This window comes from Paraburkholderia sp. BL27I4N3, assembly GCF_003386115.1.
GTDB lineage: Bacteria > Pseudomonadota > Gammaproteobacteria > Burkholderiales > Burkholderiaceae > Paraburkholderia.
On record NZ_QREJ01000001.1, the window covers coordinates 855,557 to 880,039 of the forward strand.

Annotated in this window: 16 protein-coding genes; 8 read left to right on the forward strand and 8 right to left on the reverse strand. The window is 63.0% G+C overall.

Annotation, left to right across the window (positions count from 1 at the left end):
* Positions 1-238: 238 nt before the first annotated feature.
* The 3 genes from B0G71_RS03935 to B0G71_RS03945 are packed head-to-tail and all read left to right on the forward strand — an operon-like array spanning position 239 to position 3,172.
* Positions 239-1,120 carry a MurR/RpiR family transcriptional regulator gene (locus B0G71_RS03935; RefSeq protein ID WP_106283662.1) on the forward strand — a complete coding sequence of 294 codons (882 nt, stop codon included), beginning with the start codon at positions 239-241 and terminating at the stop codon, positions 1,118-1,120.
* A complete protein-coding gene (gene iolG / locus B0G71_RS03940; RefSeq protein ID WP_116139877.1) occupies positions 1,113-2,129 on the forward strand; it encodes an inositol 2-dehydrogenase in 1,017 nt (338 codons plus the stop codon). The genes B0G71_RS03935 and iolG overlap by 8 nt, the downstream gene beginning before the upstream one ends.
* The gene (locus B0G71_RS03945; protein ID WP_116139879.1) at positions 2,129-3,172 is read left to right on the forward strand and encodes a Gfo/Idh/MocA family oxidoreductase; all 1,044 of its coding nucleotides are present in this window, start codon (positions 2,129-2,131) and stop codon (positions 3,170-3,172) included. Before iolG ends, B0G71_RS03945 begins: the two co-directional genes overlap by 1 nt.
* 836 nt (positions 3,173-4,008) lie before the next feature.
* On the opposite strand, the gene B0G71_RS03950 is transcribed toward B0G71_RS03945, so the two are convergent.
* Complete coding sequence (locus B0G71_RS03950; protein WP_309546282.1) at positions 4,009-5,247, reverse strand: IS4 family transposase; 1,239 nt, start codon at positions 5,245-5,247, stop codon at positions 4,009-4,011.
* A gap of 259 nt (positions 5,248-5,506) precedes the next feature.
* Here B0G71_RS03950 and B0G71_RS03955 point away from each other — a divergent pair, with 259 nt between their 5' ends.
* Both B0G71_RS03955 and galU read left to right on the forward strand, forming a co-directional pair.
* A complete protein-coding gene (locus B0G71_RS03955) occupies positions 5,507-8,386 on the forward strand; it encodes a valine--tRNA ligase (RefSeq protein ID WP_116139881.1) in 2,880 nt (959 codons plus the stop codon).
* 70 nt (positions 8,387-8,456) lie between these two features.
* Positions 8,457-9,338: a UTP--glucose-1-phosphate uridylyltransferase GalU gene (gene galU, locus B0G71_RS03960; protein ID WP_116117836.1), complete on the forward strand. Its 882-nt coding sequence runs from the start codon at positions 8,457-8,459 to the stop codon at positions 9,336-9,338.
* Positions 9,339-9,467: 129 nt separating this feature from the next.
* Here the strand turns inward: galU and B0G71_RS03965 are convergent, their stop codons facing one another.
* Both B0G71_RS03965 and B0G71_RS03970 read right to left on the reverse strand, forming a co-directional pair.
* Positions 9,468-9,695, reverse strand: coding sequence for a sulfurtransferase TusA family protein (locus tag B0G71_RS03965; RefSeq protein ID WP_041759012.1), 228 nt, complete (start codon positions 9,693-9,695; stop codon positions 9,468-9,470).
* Positions 9,696-9,992: 297 nt separating this feature from the next.
* Positions 9,993-11,063 carry a transposase gene (locus B0G71_RS03970; RefSeq protein ID WP_258875480.1) on the reverse strand — a complete coding sequence of 357 codons (1,071 nt, stop codon included), beginning with the start codon at positions 11,061-11,063 and terminating at the stop codon, positions 9,993-9,995.
* Positions 11,064-11,434: 371 nt separating this feature from the next.
* Between B0G71_RS03970 and B0G71_RS03975 the strand changes: the two genes are divergently transcribed.
* Together B0G71_RS03975 and B0G71_RS03980 are read left to right on the forward strand one after the other, a co-directional pair.
* Positions 11,435-13,786, forward strand: a complete 2,352-nt coding sequence (locus B0G71_RS03975; RefSeq protein ID WP_116139883.1) for a UvrD-helicase domain-containing protein — start codon at positions 11,435-11,437, stop codon at positions 13,784-13,786.
* Positions 13,787-13,944: 158 nt separating this feature from the next.
* Positions 13,945-14,748, forward strand: a complete 804-nt coding sequence (locus tag B0G71_RS03980) for a 5'-methylthioadenosine/adenosylhomocysteine nucleosidase (protein WP_258875744.1) — start codon at positions 13,945-13,947, stop codon at positions 14,746-14,748.
* Between the two features lie 73 nt (positions 14,749-14,821).
* Here B0G71_RS03980 and B0G71_RS03985 read toward each other — a convergent pair whose 3' ends face one another.
* On the reverse strand, positions 14,822-16,816 hold the full coding sequence (locus B0G71_RS03985; protein WP_404935319.1) for a propionate--CoA ligase: 1,995 nt from the start codon (positions 16,814-16,816) through the stop codon (positions 14,822-14,824).
* Positions 16,817-16,993: 177 nt separating this feature from the next.
* Positions 16,994-18,268, reverse strand: a complete 1,275-nt coding sequence (locus tag B0G71_RS03990) for an MFS transporter (RefSeq protein WP_116139889.1) — start codon at positions 18,266-18,268, stop codon at positions 16,994-16,996.
* A gap of 501 nt (positions 18,269-18,769) precedes the next feature.
* On the opposite strand from B0G71_RS03990, the gene B0G71_RS03995 reads away from it, so the two are divergent.
* Positions 18,770-20,443: a methyl-accepting chemotaxis protein gene (locus B0G71_RS03995; protein WP_116139892.1), complete on the forward strand. Its 1,674-nt coding sequence runs from the start codon at positions 18,770-18,772 to the stop codon at positions 20,441-20,443.
* A 739-nt stretch (positions 20,444-21,182) separates the two neighbouring features.
* Here the strand turns inward: B0G71_RS03995 and B0G71_RS04000 are convergent.
* The 3 genes from B0G71_RS04000 to B0G71_RS04010 are packed head-to-tail and all read right to left on the reverse strand — an operon-like array spanning position 21,183 to position 24,481.
* Positions 21,183-22,058, reverse strand: a complete 876-nt coding sequence (locus B0G71_RS04000) for an HlyD family secretion protein (RefSeq protein WP_116139893.1) — start codon at positions 22,056-22,058, stop codon at positions 21,183-21,185.
* Positions 22,059-22,071: 13 nt separating this feature from the next.
* On the reverse strand, positions 22,072-22,272 hold the full coding sequence (locus tag B0G71_RS04005; protein ID WP_106286390.1) for a DUF1656 domain-containing protein: 201 nt from the start codon (positions 22,270-22,272) through the stop codon (positions 22,072-22,074).
* Complete coding sequence (locus B0G71_RS04010) at positions 22,262-24,481, reverse strand: FUSC family protein (RefSeq protein ID WP_116139895.1); 2,220 nt, start codon at positions 24,479-24,481, stop codon at positions 22,262-22,264. Before B0G71_RS04010 ends, B0G71_RS04005 begins: the two co-directional genes overlap by 11 nt.
* Positions 24,482-24,483: the final 2 nt, after the last annotated feature.

The following is a 24,483-nucleotide window of genomic DNA, read 5'->3' on the forward strand; positions in this document are numbered from 1 at the left end:
GTCTGGCGGGCGGCTTTGCATCTGCGTACAAACCCGGGTGTTGCCACCAAAGCGCCATCGCTCACGACCAAGATTAGGCGATCTTCCAACGCGTTGCAATGAAAATTTCATTGAAAATAAAAATAGAAAATACGTTCCATTTGATCCGCCCGCTGCCTATAATCGGCAGCGTCAGGAGGCCATGTGGCGGGCGTTTGAAGCCGCTGCGGCACTGCAATAAAGCACCCGAGAGAGAACCATGGCGGAAGAGAGCACCGAGGAATTGCCCAGCGTCGAAGAATTGATGCAGCGCATCGCGGAAAACTACGACGCATTGCCGCGTCAGTTGAAGAACGTCGCGACGTATATCGAGCAGCATCGCTCCAGCGTAATGGTGGACCGCACCAGCGACATTGCGGCGAGTTGCGGCGTGCATCCGTCCGCGGTGGTGCGTTTCGCGCAGCGTTTCGGCTTTTCCGGCTTCTCCGATCTGCAGGCGGTTTTTCGGCAGGCTTACACGGGGCAGGGCAGTTCGTCGCCGAGTTATCAGCAGCGCATTCGCAAGCTGATCGACGAGAAGCCGGGCGCGCTGTCCGGCGGTTCGGTGGCGCGCGAATTCATCGCGGCCTCGCGCGGCGGTCTGGAAGAACTGGAGGCGGGCCTCGACGACAAGGAGTTCGACGCCGCGGTGAAGATGCTGCAGCAAGCCGACAACATCTACGTGATCGGCGTGCGGCGCTCGTTCCCGGTGGCGAGCTATATCGTCTACGCGCTGCAGCACACGCCCAAGCGTGTGCATCTCGTGTCCGGTTTCGGCGGCATGTACCGCGAACAGATTCGCAGTGTGAAAAAGGGCGATGTGGTGATCGCGATCAGCTTCGCGCCCTACGGCAAAGAGACGCAGTATTGCTTGCGGGTCGCGCATCATCATCAGGCCAAAACGCTGGTTATTACGGATAGCCAACTATCACCGCTCGCGCGTTATGCCAGCACGCAACTGTATGTGAAAGAGGGCAGTGCGTTCGCGTTCCGCTCGCTGACCAGCACGATCTGTTTGTGCCAGGCGTTGTTTATCGCGCTTGCGTACAAGCTCGAATTGAATGTTGAAGAATCCAAAGACACTGGAGGATACGATGACTGATGGGGCAAAGACGATCGACGTAGCGGTGTTCGGCGCGGGGCGCATCGGCAAGATTCATGCGGCGAATCTCGCGCGGCAGCCGGGCGTGCGACTCAAATATGTGGTCGACGTGAATCGTGAAGCCGCCGCGGCACTCGCCGCCGAGCACGGTGCGCAGGTCGCCGATATCGACGGCGCGATGGGCGACGCGTCGATCGGCGCGACGGTGATCTGTTCGAGCACAGACACCCATGCCGATCTGATCATGCAATCCGCCGCGCAAAACAAGCATGTGTTCTGCGAGAAGCCGGTCGATCTGACGCTGGAGCGTGCGCGTGCCTGTGCGGCCGCGGTGGAGCGAGCGGGCGTGGTGTGCATGATCGGTTTTCAGCGCCGTTTCGATCCGACCTTCTTCGCGTTGAAAGCGCGACTCGATGCCGGCGAGATCGGCACGCCGGAAATGCTGGTCGTGACGAGTCGCGATCCGGGCGCGCCGCCGGTCGAGTACATCAAGCATTCCGGCGGTATTTTCAAGGACATGCTGATTCACGACTTTGACATCTTCCGTTGGATTCTCGACGACGAAGCCGACACGCTGCACGCCACCGGCAGTTGTTTGAGCGACCCGTCGATCGCGGAGGCGGGCGATATCGATTCGACCGCGGTCACGATCCGCACGAAGCGCGGCCGCCTGTGCCAGATCAACACCGCGCGTCGCGCCGCGTACGGTTACGACCAGCGTTTCGAAGTACTGGGCAGCCACGGCATGTTGCAAGCGGGCAATGTGCGTCCCACGGAAGTCACGGCCTATTCGAAAACCGAGGTGTCGAGCGATGTGCCCGAAGCGTTTTTCCTCGAACGCTACCGCGCGGCTTACGCGCACGAAATCGCGCATTTCTTCGATGCGGTGACACATGGCAAGCCGGTGCGCACGACCGTCGCCGACGGTTTGAAGGCACTCGAACTCGCCGACGCCGCGACCCGTTCGTGGCGCGAGGGGCGCGCGGTCAAGCTCGGTGAGGGATCGTGATGACGGTCGCGACGGCGCGGGTTCGTGTGGGCGTAGTCGGCCTCGGGCGTCTTGGCAAGCGGCACGCGGAGAATCTGGCGCATCGCGTGCCGGGCGCGTCGCTCGTGGCCGCCTGCAGTCCGGTGGAAGAAGAGCGGGCCTGGGCGCGTGAAGCGTTGCCCGCGCCGCGTCTGTACGAGGATTATGCGGAGCTGCTGGCTGACCGCGAGGTGGACGCGGTGTGGCTCGTCACGCCGTCTTCGTTGCACGCGCAACAGATTGTCGATGCGTTGCGAGCCGGCAAGCATGTGTTCTGCGAGAAGCCGTTGTCGCTGGATGTCGCCGAGTGCGAAAGGGTGCTGGCGGAAGCCGCGCGCTATCCGCATCTGCAGGCCACTATCGGGTTCATGCGGCGCTTCGACCCGAGCTATAAGGACGCGTTCGACAAGATCGAAGCGGGCAAGATCGGCCGGCCGTTTTTGGTGCGCTCGCAGACCGCGGATCAGAACGACAGCGATGGTTTTTTCGTGCGTTTTGCGGCGACCTCTGGCGGGATCTTCCTGGATTGCACGGTGCACGATATCGATGTCGCGCGGTGGCTGCTCGGCAAGCCGCGCGCGAAACGCGTGTTTGCCGCAGGGGCGGCGGTGATGCATGAAGGCTTGCGTGAGTTCGGCGATGTGGATAACGGCATCGCGATCTGCGAGTTCGAGGGCGGGAAGCTGGCGATGTTTTATGCGTCGCGGACGCAGGCGCATGGTAATGACACGCATAGCGAGGTGATTGGCACTGCGGGCGCGCTGGCTATCGGGCGTAATCCGCGGGCGAATCGCGTTGAGATTTACGACGCCACCGGGATTCGGAATGAGTGCACGCCGAATTTTTTCGAGCGGTTCGAAGATGCGTTTTTGTTTGAGGCGCGGGCGTTTGTTATGGCTGTGCGGGATGGGGTGGGGTCTTCTGCTGCGCAGGCTGGGGCTTCACTCGCTGATGCGTTGGAGGCTACGCGGATTGGGGTGGCGTTGCGGGAGTCTTTGTTGAGCGGGGAGGCTGTTAGGTTGTAGGTTTTTTTGTCTTTTTGTTTTTTTTGCCTTTACGCGGTGGGTTGTGTTTTTTTGGGGGGTGTTGGGCTTTTCTTGCTGTTACCAAGGTCTGGTTTGCTTGCTGTGTGGGCCTTTCCTTGAAATTTTTGTGGTTTATTGGCGTTGCCCTGTGCGGGGCGGCACTTCCTTTCTTTGCCGGCCGCAAAGAAAGGAAGCAAAGAAAGCGGCTTCACACCGCCAGCCTGTAAGCGGATCTCCTGGCTTGGAGGAGGTAGTGGCGCATCTGGAATCTGTGCCCTCGCGCCTTCCGCGTTCGTGACAAGGCGCTCATTCTTCCGGCAGCGCTGCGCGCGCCGTCGCGGTCGTTCTGCAAAACATCGGTCGTTTCGATGCCAAGCGTTCAATGAGTCGTGGACGGATTTCCGGCATGGGCGGCTTGCCGGGGTGCTCGGCTTTTTTGCGCGCAACTGTTTTCGTCCCGTCATTTCCCACGTCCGACGGCATTTCCCGTGGTGCCCGCTCCGTCCATCGCGGCCGCCGCCTTCAAGACCGCCGGCCGCTTCGCGGCATCGCCGCGGCGAAGCCGGTGGCCCCACCGCACGCGCGCGCAGCGACGGTTTTTTGGACGGACCGTTCCGGCGAGCGCGCAGCGCGAGGCGGGCGGTATGACTGCCTTGTCACAAGCTCCGAATGCGCGAGGGCACAGATTCCAGATGTGCCACTACCTCCTCCCAGCCGGAGGACCCGCTTATAAGTTGGCGGTGTGAAGCCGCTTTCTTTGCTTCCTTTCTTTGCGGCCGGCAAAGAAAGGAAGTGCCGCCCCGCACAGCAATGCTCTCAACTTAAGCTCCGCTGGATCATGCGAGTTTGTACGCGAGATGGAAGTGGGGCTTGGCCTTTCTGGGTGGTCTTGTATAGGAGCGTGAGGGCTGTATCCGGCATCGGGTCTGGCGGATCAGTTCCAGCACACCGGCGAGGCCGTCCAGGCAGCGCTGGATGCGCAGAAGACACGCGCCGAGGATGGGCTTGAGTGCGCCCAGTGCATACACCCGGTTGGGACGGCTGGCATGTCTGTCGTCGTGCGGCGCATCGAGATCGCTGAGCAGGGTGAACAGGTTGTCGGCGAGGATTTTTGCGCCGAAGTCCTGCTGTAACGCCAGGTAATCGAGGCCTGTGACGGCTTCCAGCCGCAGCCGGTGCTTGAGTCGTTTGAACGCTTCCTCGACCCGCCAGCGCTGATGATAGAGCGCGCCGAACGATGCCGCCGGATAACGCCCGCCATCGAGCAGCGAGGTCATCAGCACCCGCACGCGACCGCCCGGCGTGACGTCGCGGATCAGGCGCACAGTGGTGGGCGTACGCGCCAGTTCATAGTCGCGGGCATCCAGTTCGCTGGGCGCGTCCAGTGTCACCACACGCTCGGCTTTACCGCTGCGGGCAAAGGCGCTGACGCATTTCCAGTTACGCGCATCGACGCGCATGCAGAACGGGATTTCGCGCTGTGCGAGCGCGGCCACCATCGCGTTGCCGATATAGCCGCGATCGAGCAGCAGCAGGTCGGTATGCGGTTGCAGCACATCGAGGGCTTCGAACAGCATCTGCCGCTCGCCGCCGTCGGCGGGATGAAGTGCAGCGTGCAGGGTCAGTTCGGAACCCGGCAGGAATAGCGCAAACGCGTAGTGATCGGCGCGCAGTTCATGGCCGCGACGCGTGCCCACACGCAGGCGGCTGCCATCAGCGGCGACCAGCCTCAGGCCGTGCCAGCGCATCGAATCGATATGGGGTTGGGCCAGCGAGATCAGGCGGGCGCGGGCCAGCTCGAACAGTTCGGCAGACACGCCCCGTCGCGCCTTGCTGAAGGCCTGTGCGCTGACAGCGCGGGTGCGCCCGCCGCGGCTTCCCAGTGCGCCGAATAGCGCGTCAAGTTCGGCCTGCACACTGGCGCACATGCCCGACATCATCAGCGCGGCCATGCGCGGCAAGGTCAGTGTGCGATTGCGGGTAAAGGCGGTGGGAGAACGACGCACGCGATCGGCGAGCGCCGGATCGAACAGGAATTCGGAGAACTCAGCCAGAAGCCTTGAGGACGCTGGTATTTGAGTTCATATCGTTGATTTATCAGTGAGTTATGCGATGAAGTTTACAGGGCTAACGCCCTGTATACAAGCCCTTCGAGGCTTAAGTTGAGAGCATTGCCCCGCACAGGGGCAACCCCAATAAACCACAACGATTTCAAGGAAAGGCCCACATCGCCAGGCAACCGAACCATCCCACCAAAACACCCAAAACCCGCCCGCCCGCCAGGCGCCGCTTATAATCAACCATTCTCAGCATTCACCAGCCGAACCGACACAAATGAGCGAGACCCCGAGCGACACCACCTCTACGCTTGCCAAAAGCTTTGAGCCCCACACCATTGAAGCCCACTGGGGCCCCGAATGGGAAAAGCGCGCCTACGCGACGCCCACCATCGAGGAAAACCGGAAAGATTTCTCGATCCAGTTGCCGCCGCCGAACGTCACGGGCACCCTCCACATGGGCCATGCGTTCAACCAGACGATCATGGACGGCCTGACCCGCTATCACCGCATGCTCGGCGAAAACACCCTGTGGGTGCCGGGCACGGACCACGCGGGCATCGCCACGCAGATCGTCGTCGAACGGCAACTGGACGCACAGGGCATCTCGCGCCACGACCTCGGCCGTGAAAAATTCGTCGAACGCGTCTGGGAATGGAAGCAGGAATCCGGCTCGACCATCACGAACCAGGTGCGCCGCCTGGGCGCTTCGATCGACTGGTCGCGCGAATACTTCACGATGGACGACAAGATGTCGGCCGCCGTGCGCGACGTCTTCGTACGCCTGTATGAACAGGGCCTGATCTATCGCGGCAAGCGCCTCGTGAACTGGGACCCGGTGCTGCTCACCGCCGTCTCCGACCTCGAAGTGGTCAGCGAAGAAGAAAACGGCTCGCTCTGGCACATCCAGTATCCGCTCACGGACGGCTCTGGTCACTTGACGGTCGCCACCACGCGCCCGGAAACCATGCTCGGCGACACCGCCGTGATGGTCCACCCGGAAGACGAGCGCTACGCGCATCTGATCGGCAAGACGGTCACGCTGCCGCTGTCAGGCCGCGAAGTGCCGATCATCGCGGATGATTATGTCGACCGCGAGTTCGGCACCGGCGTCGTCAAGGTCACGCCCGCGCACGATTTCAACGATTATCAGGTCGGCCTGCGCCACAAGCTGCCGATGATCGAAATCCTCACGCTCGACGCGAAGATCAACGACAACGCACCGGAAAAATACCGCGGCCTCGACCGCTTCGAAGCCCGCAAGCAAGTTGTGGCCGACCTCGAAGCGCTCGGCGTACTCGAATCGGTCAAGCCGCACAAGCTGATGGTGCCGCGCGGCGACCGCACGGGCGTCGTGATCGAGCCGATGCTGACGGACCAATGGTTCGTCGCCATGAGCAAGCCGGCGCCGGAAGGCACCTTCAATCCAGGCAAATCGATCGCCGAAACGGCCCTCGACGTGGTGCGCAGCGGCGAAATCAAGTTCGTGCCGGAAAACTGGACCACCACTTACTATCAGTGGCTCGAAAACATCCAGGACTGGTGCATCTCGCGCCAGCTCTGGTGGGGCCATCAGATTCCGGCGTGGTACGGCGAAAACGGCGAAATCTTCGTCGCGAAGACCGAGGAAGGCGCGCGCGCCAAGGCTGCGGCCGCCGGCTACACAGGCGCGCTCAAGCGCGATGAGGACGTGCTCGACACGTGGTTCTCGTCCGCGCTGGTGCCGTTTTCGTCGCTCGGCTGGCCGAATGAAACGCCGGAACTGAAACACTTCCTGCCGTCGTCGGTGCTGGTCACCGGCTTCGACATCATCTTTTTCTGGGTCGCGCGCATGGTCATGATGACCACGCACTTCACCGGCAAGGTGCCGTTCGACACAGTGTATGTGCACGGCCTCGTGCGCGACGCCGAAGGCCAGAAGATGTCGAAGAGCAAGGGCAATACGCTCGACCCGATCGATATCGTCGACGGCATCGGCCTCGACGCGCTGGTCGCCAAGCGCACCACCGGCCTGATGAATCCGAAGCAGGCCGCGTCCATCGAAAAGAAAACCCGTAAGGAATTCCCCGACGGCATCCCGGCATTCGGCACGGACGCGCTGCGCTTCACGATGGCGTCGATGGCCACGCTCGGGCGCAATGTCAACTTCGATCTGGCGCGCTGCGAAGGCTATCGCAACTTCTGCAACAAGCTGTGGAATGCCACCCGTTTCGTGCTGATGAACTGCGAAGGCCACGATTGCGGCTTCGGCAAGCCGGAACAATGCGGCGAATGCGGCCCGGACGGGCACCTGCATTTCTCCCAGGCCGACTACTGGATCGTGTCGCGGCTGCAGCGCGTGGAAGCGGAAATCGCCAAGGGTTTCGCCGATTATCGTTTTGATAATGTGGCCAACGCCCTATACAAGTTCGTATGGGACGAATACTGTGATTGGTATCTGGAGCTCGCGAAAGTTCAGATCCAGACGGGTCAGCCGAACCAGCAGCGCGCAACTCGCCGCACGCTGTTGCGCGTGCTCGAGACGGTGCTGCGACTGGCGCACCCGGTGATTCCGTTCATCACCGAAGCGCTGTGGCAAAAAGTAGCGCCGTTGGCCGGGCGTTATCCCAAGGACAAAGCCGAGGGTGAAGCGTCCATCATGGTGCAGCCGTACCCCGTCGCCGAACCGTCGAAGATCGATGAAGACGCGGAACAGTGGGCGGCCGATCTGAAAGCAGTGATCGATGCGTGCCGGAATCTGCGCGGCGAAATGAATCTGTCGCCGGCGGTCAAGGTGCCGTTGCTCGCTACCGGCAACGCGGAGCGCCTGCGCACCTTTGCTCCGTACGCACAGGCATTGGCCCGTTTGTCCGAAGTGCAGATCATTGCCGACGAGGCAAGCTTGGACGCGCAGGCAGATGGCGCGCCAATTGCTATCGTTGGGAATGACAAGCTCGTGCTGAAAGTGGAAATCGATGTGGCAGTCGAGCGCGAGCGGTTGTCGAAGGAGATTGCGCGGTTGAGTACGGAAATCGTCAAGTGCAACGGCAAATTGCAGAACGAAAGTTTCGTTGCCAAGGCACCGCCGGCAGTCGTTGAGCAGGAGCAGAAAAGACTGGCAGAATTCGAAGCGACAGTGGGCAAGCTGAAAGCCCAACTGGCGCGCTTGCCGGTTTGATCAAGCTCCGTGCCCGTCCCAGGAGGCGGGCAAGGACCGATCGCTAATTCAGAGGATTCAGGGTAATCACATGCTAAAAGTTACAAAGGCGGTTTTTCCGGTAGCAGGTCTTGGCACCCGGTTCCTCCCTGCCACGAAGGCGAGCCCGAAAGAGATGCTTCCGATTGTCGACAAGCCGCTGATCCAGTACGCGGTCGAAGAGGCAATGGCGGCCGGCATCACCGAAATGATCTTCGTCACGGGCCGCAGCAAGCGCGCGATCGAGGACCACTTCGATAAGTCATATGAAATCGAGGCCGAACTCGAGGCGCGCGGCAAGGACAAGCTGCTGGAACTCGTGCGCAGCATCAAGCCGAGCCATGTGGACTGTTTCTACGTACGTCAGCCGGAAGCGCTGGGCCTGGGCCACGCGGTGATGTGCGCCGAAAAGCTGGTGGGCGACAACCCGTTCGCCGTGATTCTCGCGGACGACTTGCTGTACGGCACGCCGCCTGTCATGACGCAGATGATCGAGGTGTTCGACCACTATCACAGCTCGGTGATCGGCGTCGAAGAGATCCCGGCCCAGGAGACGAAGTCGTACGGTATCGTCGACGGCAAGGAGTGGGAAGACTCGATCATCAAGATGTCGGGCATCGTCGAAAAGCCGGAGCCGAGCGTGGCGCCGTCGAATCTCGGCGTGGTCGGCCGTTATGTGCTGAAGCCGCGCATCTTCGACCATCTGCGTGCGTTGAAGCCGGGCGCGGGCGGTGAATTGCAGCTCACGGACGCGATTCAGTCGCTGCTCGCCGACGAACAGGTGCTGGCGTACAAGTATCACGGCACGCGTTTCGATTGCGGCAGCAAGCTGGGCTATCTGAAGGCAACCGTCGAGTTTGCCTTGCGTCACCCGGAAGTGGCCGCCGATTTCGAGGAATATCTGCGCACCCGTTCGCCGGTGCTGGAAGGTTGAGCGGCTGTGAGCCGTTAGCCACCCGGTAGCGTTGAACCGAAGTTAAAAGGCGTTGTGCCCGCATTCGTGGGCACAGCGCCTTTTGTTTTCTGGCAATCGCTCCGGCGGGCGCGCGCTGGTACGCCGAGGTCAGCGGCGCTTCATCAGGAAGGTGAAAACCTTGTCATGCGCGGAGCTTTCGACGATTTCATTGCCGGTTTGTCTCGCAAACGCGGCGAAATCGCGCTGCGAGCCCGGATCGGTGGCGAGCACCTTGAGAATCTGGCCACTTTCCATGTCGGCGAGCGCCTTCTTGGCGCGCAAAATGGGCAGCGGGCACATGAGCCCGCGTGCATCGACTTCCTTGTGAATCTGAATTTGCATCGACGATGACCTTCGGGGGAGTGGGCGTGTTTTTTGACGCCGGAGGGTCAAATTCTACAGCAGGCTTATTGTGGTTGCCGGGAGGTGGTTTTTTGGGCTGTTTGGTCGCTGGGTGGGCCTTTCCTTGAAATCTTTGTGGTTTATTAGCGTTGCCCCTGTGCGGGGCAATGCTCTCAACTTAAGCTCCGCTGCATCAAGCAAGTTTGTACGCGAGGTGGAAGTGGGGCTTGGCTTTTCTGGGTGGTCTTGTATAGGAGCGTGAGGGCTGTATCCGGCATCGGGTCTGTTGGATCATTTCCAGCACACCGGCGAGGCCGTCCAGGCAGCGCTGGATGCGCAGAAGACACGCGCCGAGGATGGGCTTGAGTGCGCCCAGTGCATACACCCGGTTAGGACGGCTGGCATGTCTGTCGTCGTGCGGCGCATCGAGATCGCTGAGCAGGGTGAACAGGTTGTCGGCGAGGATTTTGCGCCGAAGTCCTGCTGTAACGCCAGGTAATCGAGGCCTGTGACGGCTTCCAGCCGCAGCCGGTGCTTGAGTCGTTTGAACGCTTCCTCGACCCGCCAGCGCTGGTGATAGAGCGCGCCGAACGATGCCGCCGGATAACGCCCGCCATCGAGCAGCGAGGTCATCAGCACCCGCACGCGACCGCCCGGCGTGACGTCGCGGATCAGGCGAACAGTGGTGGGCGTACGCGCCAGTTCATAGTCGCGGGCATCCAGTTCGCCGGGCGCGTCCAGTGTCACCACACGCTCGGCTTTACCGCTGCGGGCAAAGGCGCTGACGCATTTCCAGTTACGCGCATCGACGCGCATGCAGAACGGGATTTCGCGCTGTGCGAGTGCGGCCACCATCGCGTTGCCGATATAGCCGCGATCGAGCAGCAGCAGGTCGGTATGCGGTTGCAGCACATCGAGGGCTTCGAACAGCATCTGCCGCTCGCCGCCGTCGGCGGGATGAAGTGCAGCGTGCAGGGTCAGTTCGGAACCCGGCAGGAATAGCGCAAACGCGTAGTGATCGGCGCGCAGTTCATGGCCGCGACGCGTGCCCACACGCAGGCGGCTGCCATCAGCGGCGACCAGCCTCAGGCCGTGCCAGCGCATCGAATCGATATGGGGTTGGGCCAGCGAGATCAGGCGGGCGCGGGCCAGCTCGAACAGTTCGGCAGACACGCCCCGTCGCGCCTTGCTGAAGGCCTGTGCGCTGACAGCGCGGGTGCGCCCGCCGCGGCTTCCCAGTGCGCCGAATAGCGCGTCAAGTTCGGCCTGCACACTGGCGCACATGCCCGACATCATCAGCGCGGCCATGCGCGGCAAGGTCAGTGTGCGATTGCGGGTAAAGGCGGTGGGAGAACGACGCACGCGATCGGCGAGCGCCGGATCGAACAGGAATTCGGAGAACTCAGCCAGAAGCCTTGAGGACGCTGGTATTTGAGTTCATATCGTTGATTTATCAGTGAGTTATGCGATGAAGTTTACAGGGCTAACGCCCTGTATACAAGCCCTTCGAGGCTTAAGTTGAGAGCATTGCCCCGCACAGGGGCAACGCCAATAAACCACAAAGATTTCAAGGAAAGGCCCACCCAACAAGCAAACCCACCCCCCATTGACCGCAAGAAAAGCCCAACAACGAACCCAAGCACCACAAACCAACCCACCCCGCCAAGCAGGCAAAAAATCGCCCCCCCGTCAGGGGCATATAATGTCGAACGACCCGCCGCCCTTCCGAAAAAATGCCCGACCTGCTAGCCAATCTAAACCCCGAACAACACGCCGCCGTCACGCTCCCCAACGAGCCCGCCCTCATTCTCGCCGGCGCGGGCAGCGGCAAGACCCGCGTTCTGATCACCCGCATCGCGTGGCTCATCCAGCACGGCCTGGCGTCGCCCGCCACGATTCTGGCGGTGACCTTCACCAACAAAGCCGCCCGCGAAATGATGTCGCGTCTCTCGGCGCTCCTGCCGATCGACACACGCGGCATGTGGATCGGCACCTTCCACGGCCTGTGCAACCGCATGCTGCGCGCGCATCACCGCGACGCGGGCCTGCCGGCCACCTTCCAGATTCTCGATACCGCCGACCAGTTGTCCGCCATCAAGCGTCTGATGAAGGGCCTCAACATCGACGACGAAAAGTACCCGGCGAAAAATCTCCAGTACTTCATCAACAACGCGAAGGAACAGGGCCTGCGACCGAAAGACGTCGACGCCACCGACAACTTCAACCGCAAATTCGTCGAACTCTACGAAGCCTACGACCAGCAATGCCAGCGCGAGGGTGTGGTCGATTTTCCGGAACTGCTGCTGCGCTGCTACGAACTGCTCGCGCACAATCCGCCGCTGCGCGCCCACTACCAGGCGCGCTTCCGGCACATTCTGGTCGACGAGTTCCAGGACACCAACAAGCTGCAGTACGCGTGGCTCAAGATGCTGGCAGGCCAGACCAACTCGATTTTCGCCGTCGGCGACGACGACCAGTCGATCTACGCCTTCCGCGGCGCGAACGTCGGCAACATGCGCGACTTCGAACACGAGTTCAACGTCCGTCATCTGATCAAGCTGGAGCAGAACTACCGCTCGCATGGCCATATTCTCGACGCGGCCAATCAGCTCATCGCCAACAACTCGCGCCGGCTTGGCAAGAATCTGCGCACCGACGCGGGGCACGGTGAACCGGTTCGCGTGTACGAATCCGCGACCGATTCGCAGGAAGCTGGCTGGATCGTCGAGGAAATCAAGGCGCTGATCAGCACCGGCACGTCGCGCAGCGAAGTCGCGATTCTCTACCGCAGCAACGCGCAGTCGCGCACGATCGAACACACGCTGGTCAACGCAGGCATTGCTTATCGCGTGTACGGCGGCTTGCGCTTTTTCGAGCGCCAGGAAGTCAAGCACGCGCTCGCCTATCTGCGCCTGATCGACAATCCGAACGACGACACCGCGTTCGCACGCGTCGTCAATTTTCCGACGCGCGGCATCGGTGCACGCTCCATCGAGCAACTCGCGGACGCGGCGCGTCAGTACAACTGCTCGATGGCCGCGGCGATTCCGTACGTGGCGGGCAAGGCGGGTTCGAGCCTCGCGGGCTTCGCCAATCTGATCGGCAAGATGCGCGCGGAAACGCAGCAGATGAGCCTGCCGGAAACCGTCGAATACGTGGTGCGCACGAGCGGCCTCTCGGAGTTCTATCAGAACGAACGCGAAGGCCAGGACCGGCTGGAGAACTTGCAGGAACTGGTCAACGCGGCCGCCGCGTTCGTCAGCGAAGAGGGCTACGGCATGGACACGCCGGCGCGCTCCATCCCGCTGCGTCCGGGCGCGACCGCCGCGCCCGAACTGGCCGTCGCCACCGACGATCCGAATACCGTCGTGCTCGACGCGCCCGGCATCGCCGACCCGGCACAAAACCCGGACACGATGACGCCGCTCGCCGGCTTCCTGTCGCACGCATCGCTGGAGGCGGGCGACAACCAGGCGCAAGCCGGCCAGGAAGCCGTGCAACTGATGACGGTGCATGCGGCGAAGGGCCTCGAGTTCACGGCGGTGTTCATCACCGGTCTGGAAGAGGGGCTGTTCCCGCACGAAAACAGCGCGATGGAGTCGGACGGTCTGGAAGAAGAGCGCCGCCTGATGTACGTGGCGATCACGCGCGCCAAGGAGCGGCTGTATCTGTCGTTCGCGCAGAGCCGCATGCTGCACGGCCAGACCCGCTACAACATCCGCTCGCGTTTCTTCGACGAACTGCCGCAGGAAACGCTCAAGTGGCTCACGCCGAAGGTCGAGGCGGGCGCGCGTTGGGGCGGCCGCTCGGACAACGCGGGTTATGGGCGCGACTGGTTCGCGCGGCCGGGTTATACCGGGCCCGCGTCGTCCACGCCCGCGCAGTTGCCTGCGTTCGCGAACGAACAGCGTGCTGCTGAAACGGGTTTCCGCGTCGGCCAGCAGGTGTTCCACACCAAGTTCGGCGAAGGCACGATCACGGCGCTCGAAGGCGGCGGCACCGACGCGAAAGCACAGGTCAAGTTCAAGCGGCACGGCGAGAAATGGCTGGCGCTCGCGGTCGCTAAATTGCAGGCGGTGGAATGAGCGGCACGGGCGCAGGCAGGCCGGGCGTGGGCGTCGGGGCATCTGGCGTCGACGCGGTGGGCAAAGAGGCGTATGGCGTTGGTACGGTGGGCGTCGAGGCTCACGGCGTGGAAGCTGCCGGCATGCCCGCGGTTGTGGGTGACCCGTCAGCCGCAAGCATGTCCGGGATCGATCCGAACCGCAGCGGCGCGCCGGTTTCGCATCGGCCGCTCGGGATTCTGGCGGCGTTGCCGCAAGAACTTGGCGATCTGATCGAAGCAATGCGCGCCGAGTCCGGCGTGCGCACGATCACGCACGGTCAGCGCGACTATCACCTGGGCAGTGTCCACGGCGCGCCGTGTGTCGTAACGCTGGCACGCGTCGGCAAGGTCGCGGCGGCGGCCACGGTCAGCGCGCTGATCCATGCATTCGACGTCGAGGCGATCGTCTTCACGGGCGTGGCCGGCGGCGTGGGGCGCGAGGTGCGGGTGGGCGACATCGTGGTCGCCGACGCGCTGTTGCAGCACGATCTCGACGCATCGCCGCTGTTTCCGCGTTTCGAAGTGCCGTTGCTGGGTATCTCGCGCTTCGACGCCGACGTGGCGCTCGCCGATCAACTCGCCGCAGCCTGCGAGCGGTTCGTCGCGGAGGAGGGCGCGGCCTCGGCGGCGCGTTTCGGCACGCGCGAGCCGCGCGTGCATCGCGGGTTGATCATCAGCGGCGATCAGTTCGTGGCCAGCGCCGCGGGCGTTCAGGCCTTGCGCGAGGCATTGCCGGATGCGCTCGCCGTGGAAATGGAAGGCGCGGCGATCGCCCAGGTCTGTTACGAATACGGCGTGCCGTGCGCGGTCGTGCGTACCGTTTCCGATACCGCGGACGATCACGCGCCCGAGTCTTTCGTGTCGTTTCTCACGGCGATCGCGGGCACGTATTCGAACGCGATTCTGACGCGATTTTTAGAAGCGCGCAGTTCGACAACCTGACGGCCGGCGTCGCGGCGCGCATGTCGACGCATTGATAACAACGCGCGCTTCAGCCACGGCGCAGCCTTGCAAGCTATTTCCCACCGGCGTCGTCCAATGCCTCGCGCACCTGCTGCAACGCCGCCGGATCTTCGATTGTCGGCAGATCGCCCGGCTCGCGTCCCTCTGCGAGCGCCGCGATCGCGCGGCGCAGCAGCTTGCCGGAGCGTGTCTTCGGCAGCATCGACACCACCACGACTCGTGACGGCCGCGCAATCGCACCAAGCTGGCGGTCAACCGTCGCCGTAAGTTCGCTTTCCAGTTTGCTGCGCTTTTTCGTGTCCGCGTAAGCCTGCGCGTCGCGCAGCACCACGAAGGCCATCGCCGCCTGACCCTTCACCGGATCCGTTACGCCGACCACCGCCACTTCCGCCACGGCCGCGTGGCTCGACAACGCTTCCTCGATCTCGCGCGTGCCGAGCCGGTGGCCGGCGACGTTGATCACGTCGTCGGTACGGCCGAGGATCGTCACGTAGCCGTCTTCGTCCTGCACGCCCCAGTCGAAGGTCGAATAGACCTGCTGGTTCGGAATGCTTGACCAGTAGGTGCTGACGAAGCGTTTGTCATCGCCCCATACCGTCGACATGCAACCCGGCGGCAGCGGATAGTCGAGCGTCAGCACGCCCTTTTCGCCGGGCGGGCAGGGCTCGCCGCTCAACTCGTTGCGCAGGGTCAGATTGAATCCCGCCGACGGCACGCCGGGCGAGCCAAGCCTGGTCGGCAGTGCTTCGACGCCGCGCGGAATCGCCAGCATCGGCCAACCGGTTTCGGTCTGCCAGTAGTTGTCGATCACCGGCTTGCCGAGCGCGCCGGCGATCCAGGCGGCGGTCGGTTCGTCGAGCGGCTCGCCGGCGAGGAACAGCGCGCGCAGGCTCGTCAGGTCGGCTTGCTTCAGCAGCGCCGGGTCCTGCTTCTTCAGCACGCGCAAGGCGGTCGGCGCGGTGAACATCAGATTGATCCGGTGATGGGCGACGAGACGCCACCAGATGCCGCCGTCCGGACGGATCGGCGTACCTTCGTACATCACGGTGGTGAGGCCCGCGAGCAACGGCGCGTAGACGATATAGCTGTGGCCGACCACCCAGCCCACGTCCGACGCGGTGAACATCACGTCGCCCGGCTTGCCCTGAAAGATGTGCTCCATCGACGCCGCCAGCGCGACCGCGTAGCCGCCGACATCGCGTTGCACGCCCTTCGGCTTGCCGGTCGTGCCCGACGTGTACAGCACGTAGGACGGCTCGTTCGATTCGAGCCACTCGCACGGCACATGGGCGTCGAAAAACTGCTCGCGCAACGGTTCGTAGGGGACGAGATAACTGGCATTGAGCCGCTCGGGCGCGAGTTGCCGGTCGATCAGCAGGACATGCGGCGTCTTGTGTTTCGCGCGGGCGAGCGCTTCGTCCATCAGCGGCGTGTAGTCGATCACCCTGCCGCCGCGCGCGCCGGCGTCGGCGGTGACGATCAGCACCGGCTTCGCGTCGTCGATGCGGGCCGCCAGATTCGGCGCCGCGAAGCCGCCGAACACCACCGAGTGAATCGCGCCGAGCCGCGCGCAGGCGAGCATCGCGAACAGGGCCTCGGGGATCATCGGCAGATAGAGCAGCACCACGTCGCCGCGCTTCACGCCGAGCGAGCGCATGACCGCCGCCATCCGGTTGACCTCGCCGTACAGTTCGGCGTAGGTGTAGCGCCGCTCGATGCCGGTTTCCGTCGACACATACACCAGCGCGTTCTGCTGCGCGCGCTCGGCCAGATGGCGGTCCACCGCGTTATGGCACAGGTTCGTGCGGCCGCCGACAAACCAGCGCGCGAACGGCGGATTCGAACGGTCGAGCACGGTGTCGAACGGCGTGTGCCAGTGGATGCGCCGCGCTTCGTCGCGCCAGAATCCTTCGGGGTCTTCGATCGAACGGCGGTGGAAGTCGCGATAGCTTGTCATCTGCGGCGATCCTTCTGCTGCGTGGGTGAACGGATGTCGGGTCGTGCGGCCGTGTGGCGCGGCGCGAGAGCAGGGCGTGTGTCCGCACAAGCATAGAGCAGGCGCGGCTCGGCGGACAACGCGGGTTCACCATGAGCGGTGCGGCGTGGTGTCGGATTGATGAGGAGTCGCGCTTCCGGCAGCGCACCATAGTCGCCGGCCTCTCGCACAGACAAAGAAAAAGGCGCCGAAGCGCCTTTTTTCACCAGACCTGCGGTCAGTCGGCCCTCACGCCTTCGCGCGCTTGCCTTCCACATCCGGCAGGAACACCGTCAGCACGCCGATCAGCGGCAGGAACGAGCAGACCTTGTAGACGTACGTGATGCTGGTGGCATCGGCCAGTTGCCCGAGCACCGCCGCGCCGATCCCGCCCATGCCGAACGCGAAGCCGAAGAAGAGGCCCGCGACCATGCCCACCTTGCCGGGGATCAACTCCTGCGCATACACGAGGATGGCCGAGAACGCCGAGGCCAGCACCACGCCGATGATCACCGTCAGCACGCCGGTCCAGAACAGATTGGCATACGGCAGCAGCAGCGTGAACGGCGCCACGCCGAGGATCGACACCCAGATCACGTACTTGCGACCGATCTTGTCGCCGATCGGACCGCCGATCACCGTGCCCGCCGCGACAGCCGCGAGGAACACGAACAGATGGACCTGCGCGGCCTGCACCGGCAGATGGAACTTGTCGATCAGATAGAACGTGAAGTAGCTGTTGATGCTCGCGAGATAGAAGTACTTCGAGAACACCAGCAGGATCAGCACGCCCATCGCGAACATGACCTTGTTGCGCGAGAGCGTGGCGTGACCGGCGACGCTGCGCGCCTTCTTCACCGACGGATGCGCCTTGTACCAGCGGCCGATCTGCGTCAGCACGACGATCGCAACGAGCGCCGCCACCGAAAACCACGCGATGCTGCGTTGGCCGTGCGGAATCACGATCAATGCGGCGAGCAGCGGCCCGAGCGACGAACCCGCGTTGCCGCCCACCTGAAACAGCGACTGTGCGAGCCCGTGACGGCCGCCCGACGCCATGCGCGCGACCCGCGACGACTCCGGATGGAACACCGAAGAACCGCAGCCAACCAGCGCGGCCGCCACCAGCAGCACGCCGAAGCTGGGCGCGACCGACATTAGCAGCAGACCCGCGAGCGTGAAGCCCATGCCGACAGGCAGCGAATACGGCTTCGGATGCTTGTCCGTGTAACTGCCGACGAGCGGTTGCAGCAGCGACGCGGTGATCTGATAGGTCAGCGTGATCAGGCCGATCTGGCCGAACGACAGCGAAAAGTTGTCTTTCAGCATCGGGTAAATCGCCAGGATCAACGACTGGATCATGTCGTTGAGCAGGTGCGAGAAGCTGATCGCGCCGAGCACGGAGTAGACCGTGCGCTGCACTTTGGCGGCGGGTTGCGCGGCGCTGCCCGCGCCGGTTCCTGTTGCTTGGCCAGCTACGGCTGGCGCGCCGGCGAGGGCGCTTTTATCGAGGCTCGTTTCCATACGCTAGATAAGTGAGAACAAAGAGAGATCTGAAGCCGCCAAGGCGCTGTTTGAGCAAGCTTTTCAACGCTGCGGCATTTCGACGCGGCGTTTTGCATCGGCAACGATTCGTCGAAGTTTAATGTGGCCTGACCGAATTGTAAGGACAAGTTTTGTCGCGAATCGGACACGCGCTGCTGTAAGGGCCAGAGACTGTGCGCCGAAACCGGGAACCGCGCGCACCTCGACGGTGCCGGGCACGCACGTGTTGCCACGATCGCGCGCTGCTGGCAAGTCGGCTGATATATGCCGACCGGCGATTTTTGGCCATGTATAAAACGGTCGCGGGCGCGCGGCTCACAAAGCGGCGCGTCGAGGACCGGGCGACACTTGCGGCGAAAGCCGGCCGGCATTTCGCGAGCGACGTTAAAGATCGCGGGCGTTCTTGCCGTAGACCCGGAGAGATAAGAAGCAATGCCGGAACCGACCTTTCCGGCAGTTCTAAACGTGGGGACGGGGAATATGAAAGCAGTTTCGCTGGGCAGCCAGACGGGTGCGGGATTCGTTGCGCAGGGAGAAGCGGCGGGCCAGCCGCCGCGTGGCCAGAGCAGCCGCTCGCGGGCGGTGAGGCTCAAGGGTTTGTCGGTGAAGGCGATGTTGCGCCTCGCGTTTGCCGTGCTGCTGGTCGGCACGCTGCTGATCGGCGTGTTCTCGCTGACCCAGATCAGCCGTCTGAATGCGTCCGCTCAATCCATCTACGATCAGGGGCACGTCGCCAGCCGCGCCGCGGAAGAAGCGCGCGGCTACATGCTACGTGCGAGCCGCGCGCAAAAAATGCTGCTCACCGCGACCACCGCGAAAGAGCGCGATGAACTCGGCACCGACATCGAAGCGGGCCTGAGCGGTCTCGCCGCGCAACTCGGCACGCTGCAACAGTACGTCGACACGTCCGACGCGAAGGCCGTCGATCAGCAGAAGAAATTCGCCGCCGCCGTGACGGTGTGGAGTGCGCATCTGCGCGACTTCGTGACGCTCGTGAAAGCGCAGCCGCTCGATCTCTCGCAGATGAACTGGCAGGTCGGCACGCAGGACGTGTCGATGCTGGTCGAGACCGGCAAGCTGGAAAAAATGGTCGACGAGCTCGTCGCGCAGCGCGGCACCGCGGCCAAGGCGACCATCGAGGCGTCGGGCTTTATTTACCACTCGTCGTTCGTGATGATCGCGGTGGCGACGCTTGGGCTGATCGTGCTCGCGTTCGGCATCAGCGAGTGGGTGGTCCGGCGCCTCGCCGGCCAACTCGGCGGCGAGCCGGCGTATGCGAAGGAAATTGCCAGCCGGATCGCGGCGGGTGATCTGTCGGTCGAGATCGCGCTTGGTCGCAAGGACAAGTCGAGCATGCTGTTCGCGCTGCAGGACATGCAAAGCGGGCTTGCGACCACAGTCGCCGATATCGCGTCAAGCGCGGATGCGATCGCGACGGCGTCGGGTGAGATTTCGATGGGTAATCTCGACCTGTCGCAGCGCACCGAGCAGCAGGCGATGGCGCTCGAGCGCACCGCTAGCAGCATGGAGCAGTTGACGTCGACGGTGCGCCAGAACGCCGATAACGCGAAGCAGGCGAGCACGCTGGCCAACAACGCGTCGGAGATCGCGGAGAAGGGCGGCGCGGTGGTGAGCCGCGTGGTCGCGACGATGAACGATATCAACGATAGCGCGCGCAGTATCGGCGACATCATTGGGGTGATCGAAGGGATTGCGTTCCAGACCAATATTCTGGCGCTGAACGCTGCGGTCGAGGCTGCGCGGGCGGGTGAGGAAGGGCGGGGATTTTCTGTCGTCGCTGCCGAGGTGCGGAATCTCGCTCAGCGGAGTGCTGCGGCTGCCAAGGAGATCAAAGGCTTGATCAGTACTTCTGTGGAGCGCGTGAGCAATGGCTCGACCCTGGCTCAGGACGCCGGACAAACCATGGATGAAGTGGTCAAGGCGGTGAAGCGCGTGACCGACATCATGGGCGAGATTTCGGCGGCTTCTTCCGAGCAAAGCGCGGGGATCGAAGAGATCAACCTTGCCGTGACGCAGATGGATTCCGGGACGCAGCAGAATGCGGCGTTGGTGGAGCAGGCGACGGCGGCGGCCAGGTCGCTGGACGATCAGGCGCGAGGTCTGAAGGCGATGGTCGGGAAGTTCAGGTTGTGAGTTTGGGGGTTTTTTGCTCTGGCGGGTGGGGTTGTTTTGGGATGCTTAGGGTGTTGGCCTTTCCTTGTTTTGCTGGTGGTCTATTAGCGTTGCCCCTGTGCGGGGCGGCACCTACTTCTCTTTGCCGCCGCAAAGAGAAGTAGGCAAGAGAAAGCGGCTCACACCGCCAGTTCTTAAGCGGGTCTCTCGCGCAGTCGCGGTAGTGGCGCATCTGGAATCCGTGTTCTCGCACATTCCGCGTAAGTGACAAGGGACTCATTCTTCCCGCCTCGCGCTGCGCGCTAGTCGGAGCGGTTTGCCTGAAAACAGTGGGTGCGCATGCGCGCGGTGGGGCTATCAGCTTCGCCCTGGTTTGGGCGGGTGAAAGAAGACGGGCTGCCAAATTTACTGCATGGATTTAGCCAGCCGTTCAGCATCTTAAATTTTGAATTGCAAACTATTGAAAATCCGAAAATAGCCAGTGCGATTGCGTGCCGAACGACCACGACGGCGCGCGCAGCGCCGCCGGAAGAATGAGCGCCTTGTCACTGACGCGGAGTGTGCGAGAACACGGATTCCAGATGCGCCACTACCGCGACTGCGCGAGAGACCCGCTTAAGAATTAGCGGTGTGAGCCGCTTTCTCTTGCCTACTTCTCTTTGCGGCGGCAAAGAGAAGTAGGTGCCGCCCCGCACAGGGGCAACGCTAATAGACCGCCAGCAAAACAAGGAAAGGCCAACCACTTAGAAATCCGAACAACTCACCCAGCCTTCCGAATTCCGGGTGTAACAACAACAGTGCAAGTAATCCCGGCAGCCAACACAACATCTTCGGGAACCGAATCAATTTTTACTCGCACAGGCACGCGCTGCGCCAGGCGCACCCAGTTGAAAGTCGGATTCACATCGGCGAGCAATTCCCGGCTTTCCGGATTGTCCCGATCATAGATGCCACGAGAAATACTTTCGACGTGCCCTTGCAGCGTGCCACCGCTCATCAACCGAACTTCGGCTTTATCGCCGATGCGCACATGAGGAAGCTTGGTCTCCTCAAAGTACCCATACACCCAGAACGAGTGACTATCGACAATCGCCAGCTTGGCCGAACCCGCCGTCGCATAATCGCCGCGAAACACGCTGAGGTTGGTGACGTAACCATCCACCGGCGACACCACCCGCGTCCGCGAAAGATTCAACTTGGCCGCATCCAGAGCCGCCAAAGCCTGCTGATAAGAAGCCTCCGCAGCCGAAGCCGTATGAGTCGCATTCTCCCGGCTCTCCTTGGACACAACCAAAGCATCCATATCCGCGCGCCGCTGCGCATCATCGCGCTTCATCTGCAATTCGGCCTTTCGCGCCGCCACCGCAGCCTGCGCCTGCTCAACCGCAATCTCATAGTGCGACGGATCGATCTGCATCAACAGATCGCCCTTCTTCACCAGTTGATTGTCCTTCACAGGCAGATCCACAACCGCGCCGGAAACATCCGGCGCGACATTCACGATCTCGGCGCGCACGCGCCCATCGCGTGTCCAGGGTTCGTCCATGTAATGAACCCACAGCACGCGTCCAATCAAAATCGCGACGATAAAAATAACGGCTGTCGCGACGAAGCCCACAAGATTTCGGATGGTCATGTTTCGACTCTGATCAACGATAAACGGCGAGACCCAGCACGCCGCATACACACACGAGCAAGCTGGCCCGGAACAAGGACGGATGCCACACCACGCGATACAAACCCGTATAGGCGATCACGCGGTCCAACATCCAGGTGAGCGCGGCGCCTGCGATAAACAGCAGCACGATGGCCGGCACGTAGGCGTCGAAAACGGCGATATCACGTGGCATGAAGAACTCCTTCTGACGCGTCGGCACGTTCGCTCATCAGCGGTTCAAGCGGCGATTGCGGATCGAGCAGCGCGGTACGAATGAAATGCAGTTGACTCAAAATGCGTTGCAGCCGATGCCGCTCTTCACGCGGCGGCGTGAAAGTGGCCAGCATCTGCTGGACGGCAGCGATCGCATCGGAGGTCGCGGCCAGCGCGCGGTCGAAGCGGTCTTCACGCGGCCGCTCGAAGAGCGCGGCCAGCGCATCGCGCATCGAACGCAACGCCACACGCCACGGCATCGACCAGGCATAGCGCGCGTCGGCGGGTAGCGCCGCCACTTCGCGGCGCAGGTCGATCATCGCGTTGCCCACTTCGAGCACCGAGAAGAGCCAGCGCAAGGTGTCGCGTTTGAGCTCGGGCTCGTTCTGAGCGAGCGCATTGATCTGAAACATCAGATCGCGCGCGCCGCTCTCGAAGCGCGACCTCACGCGGCGCAGGCCCGCGCGGCTCGCCAGCACGACCTGGCGGCGCAGATCCACCAGCAGGCGGTTGCGCAGCCACGGCGTCGAGGGCGGCAGCAGCACGGCGAACGCGATCGACGACACCAGCATCGACAGCACCAGCGCCATCGCATCGTTCATGAACGCGCTCGGGTCGTAGTGAATCACGTTGTCCGGGCCGGCAAGAAAGCAGAAGAAGATGCAGTAGCCGACGCCATAGCCGGCCAGCGCGGGACGCGTCGTCATGAACACGCCGAGCAGCAGGAACGGCGTGAGCGCGGCGCACAGCAGCGGAAAGCCGTCGATGTGCGGAAACACACCGTACACCGCGATCATGCCCATCACCGTGGCGACCAGTGTGCCGCCGGCCATCTGGAAGGCGGTGCGCTTCGGATTCGGCGATGACGACGCCAGCGCGCAAATCGCCGCGGCATTCAGCGTCAAGGTCGAACCGCTCGGCCACGCGGTCGCGATCCAGAACGCGCCGAGCGCCATCATCACGATGGCGGCGCGCACGCCCGCGACGCCCGCCGCGATCGCATTCGTCTTCGGTTCGTAACGTTCGATCCAGCGCTCGCGCTCATGCGTATCGACGGCAAGCGACGCGTAGGTGGCCGCGTACGCATGCAGATCGTCGATGAAGCGGTACAGCAGTTCGGCGCCGGTGTCGAAGTCGAGCAGCGGCGCCTCGGGATGCACTTCCAGTTCCGCGCGCGTCGCGCGCACGCGCTTGGGCAACTCGGCTTTGTAGGCTTCGAGTTGCGCGGCGGCATGCGCGGCATCGGCGGCGCTCAGCACGGGTTCGCCGGACTTCGCGAGCAGCGGGGCGATTTCCTTGAAGTACGGTTCGAGCACGCCGATCGCGGTGGCCGCGCCGCTGGTGTTCGTGTTGCGCAAGCGGTTCATCAACTGATGCAGCGCGTGAAAGCGCGTCGACGCGGTCATGAACTCGCTGTTCAGGCGCGCAAGACGGCCGCCACGCATGCGCGAAGCGGGGCCTTCGAACACGGCCACGCTGCGCGCCGCTTCGAAACCGACGATGTCGGCGACAAAGCGCGCATTGGTCGCTTCGATCTGCGCGCGGTCGTTGCGGCCGGCAAGTGACGCCGACACATACTCGACGAACGCCGAGAACCGCGCACGCACGGTGCCGCGGATCTGCAAGCCGGCGTACTGCGGAAACACGAGGCCGCTCACCGCGCCCGCGCAGACGATGCCGACCACCACTTCCGCCACCCGCGTGAGGGCGCTCAGAAACGCGCCGTCCGGATGTTGCGAGGCGGGAATGCCGATCAGCGCGGCGGTATAGCCGGCCAGCACGAAACCGTACGAGCGGAAGTTGCGGTTGCGCGCGGCGCCGGCGGTGCAAATGCCGACCCAGATGGCGGTCGTGACGATGAACAGTTCGGGCTGCTGCGCGAACAGGCCGATCAAGGCGAGCATCACGACGAGACCGACGAGGGTCCCGCAGATCCGGTAGAAGCTTTTGGCGAACACCATGCCGCTTTGCGGCTGCATCACGATGAATACGGTGGTCATCGCGGTGCGCGGCTGCGGCAGGTCAAGTTTCATTGCGACGCCGAGCGCGAGGAAGCAGGCGGCGAGCGCTTTGAAGAGGTAGATCCACGTAAGGCCGTCGTTGCGGGCCCAGTCGGCGGCGGCCGCGTAGAACGCGGCGAACTTCGCTGTAAACGCCGACCGCGACGCGGAAGCAGGGGAGGCGGACATGA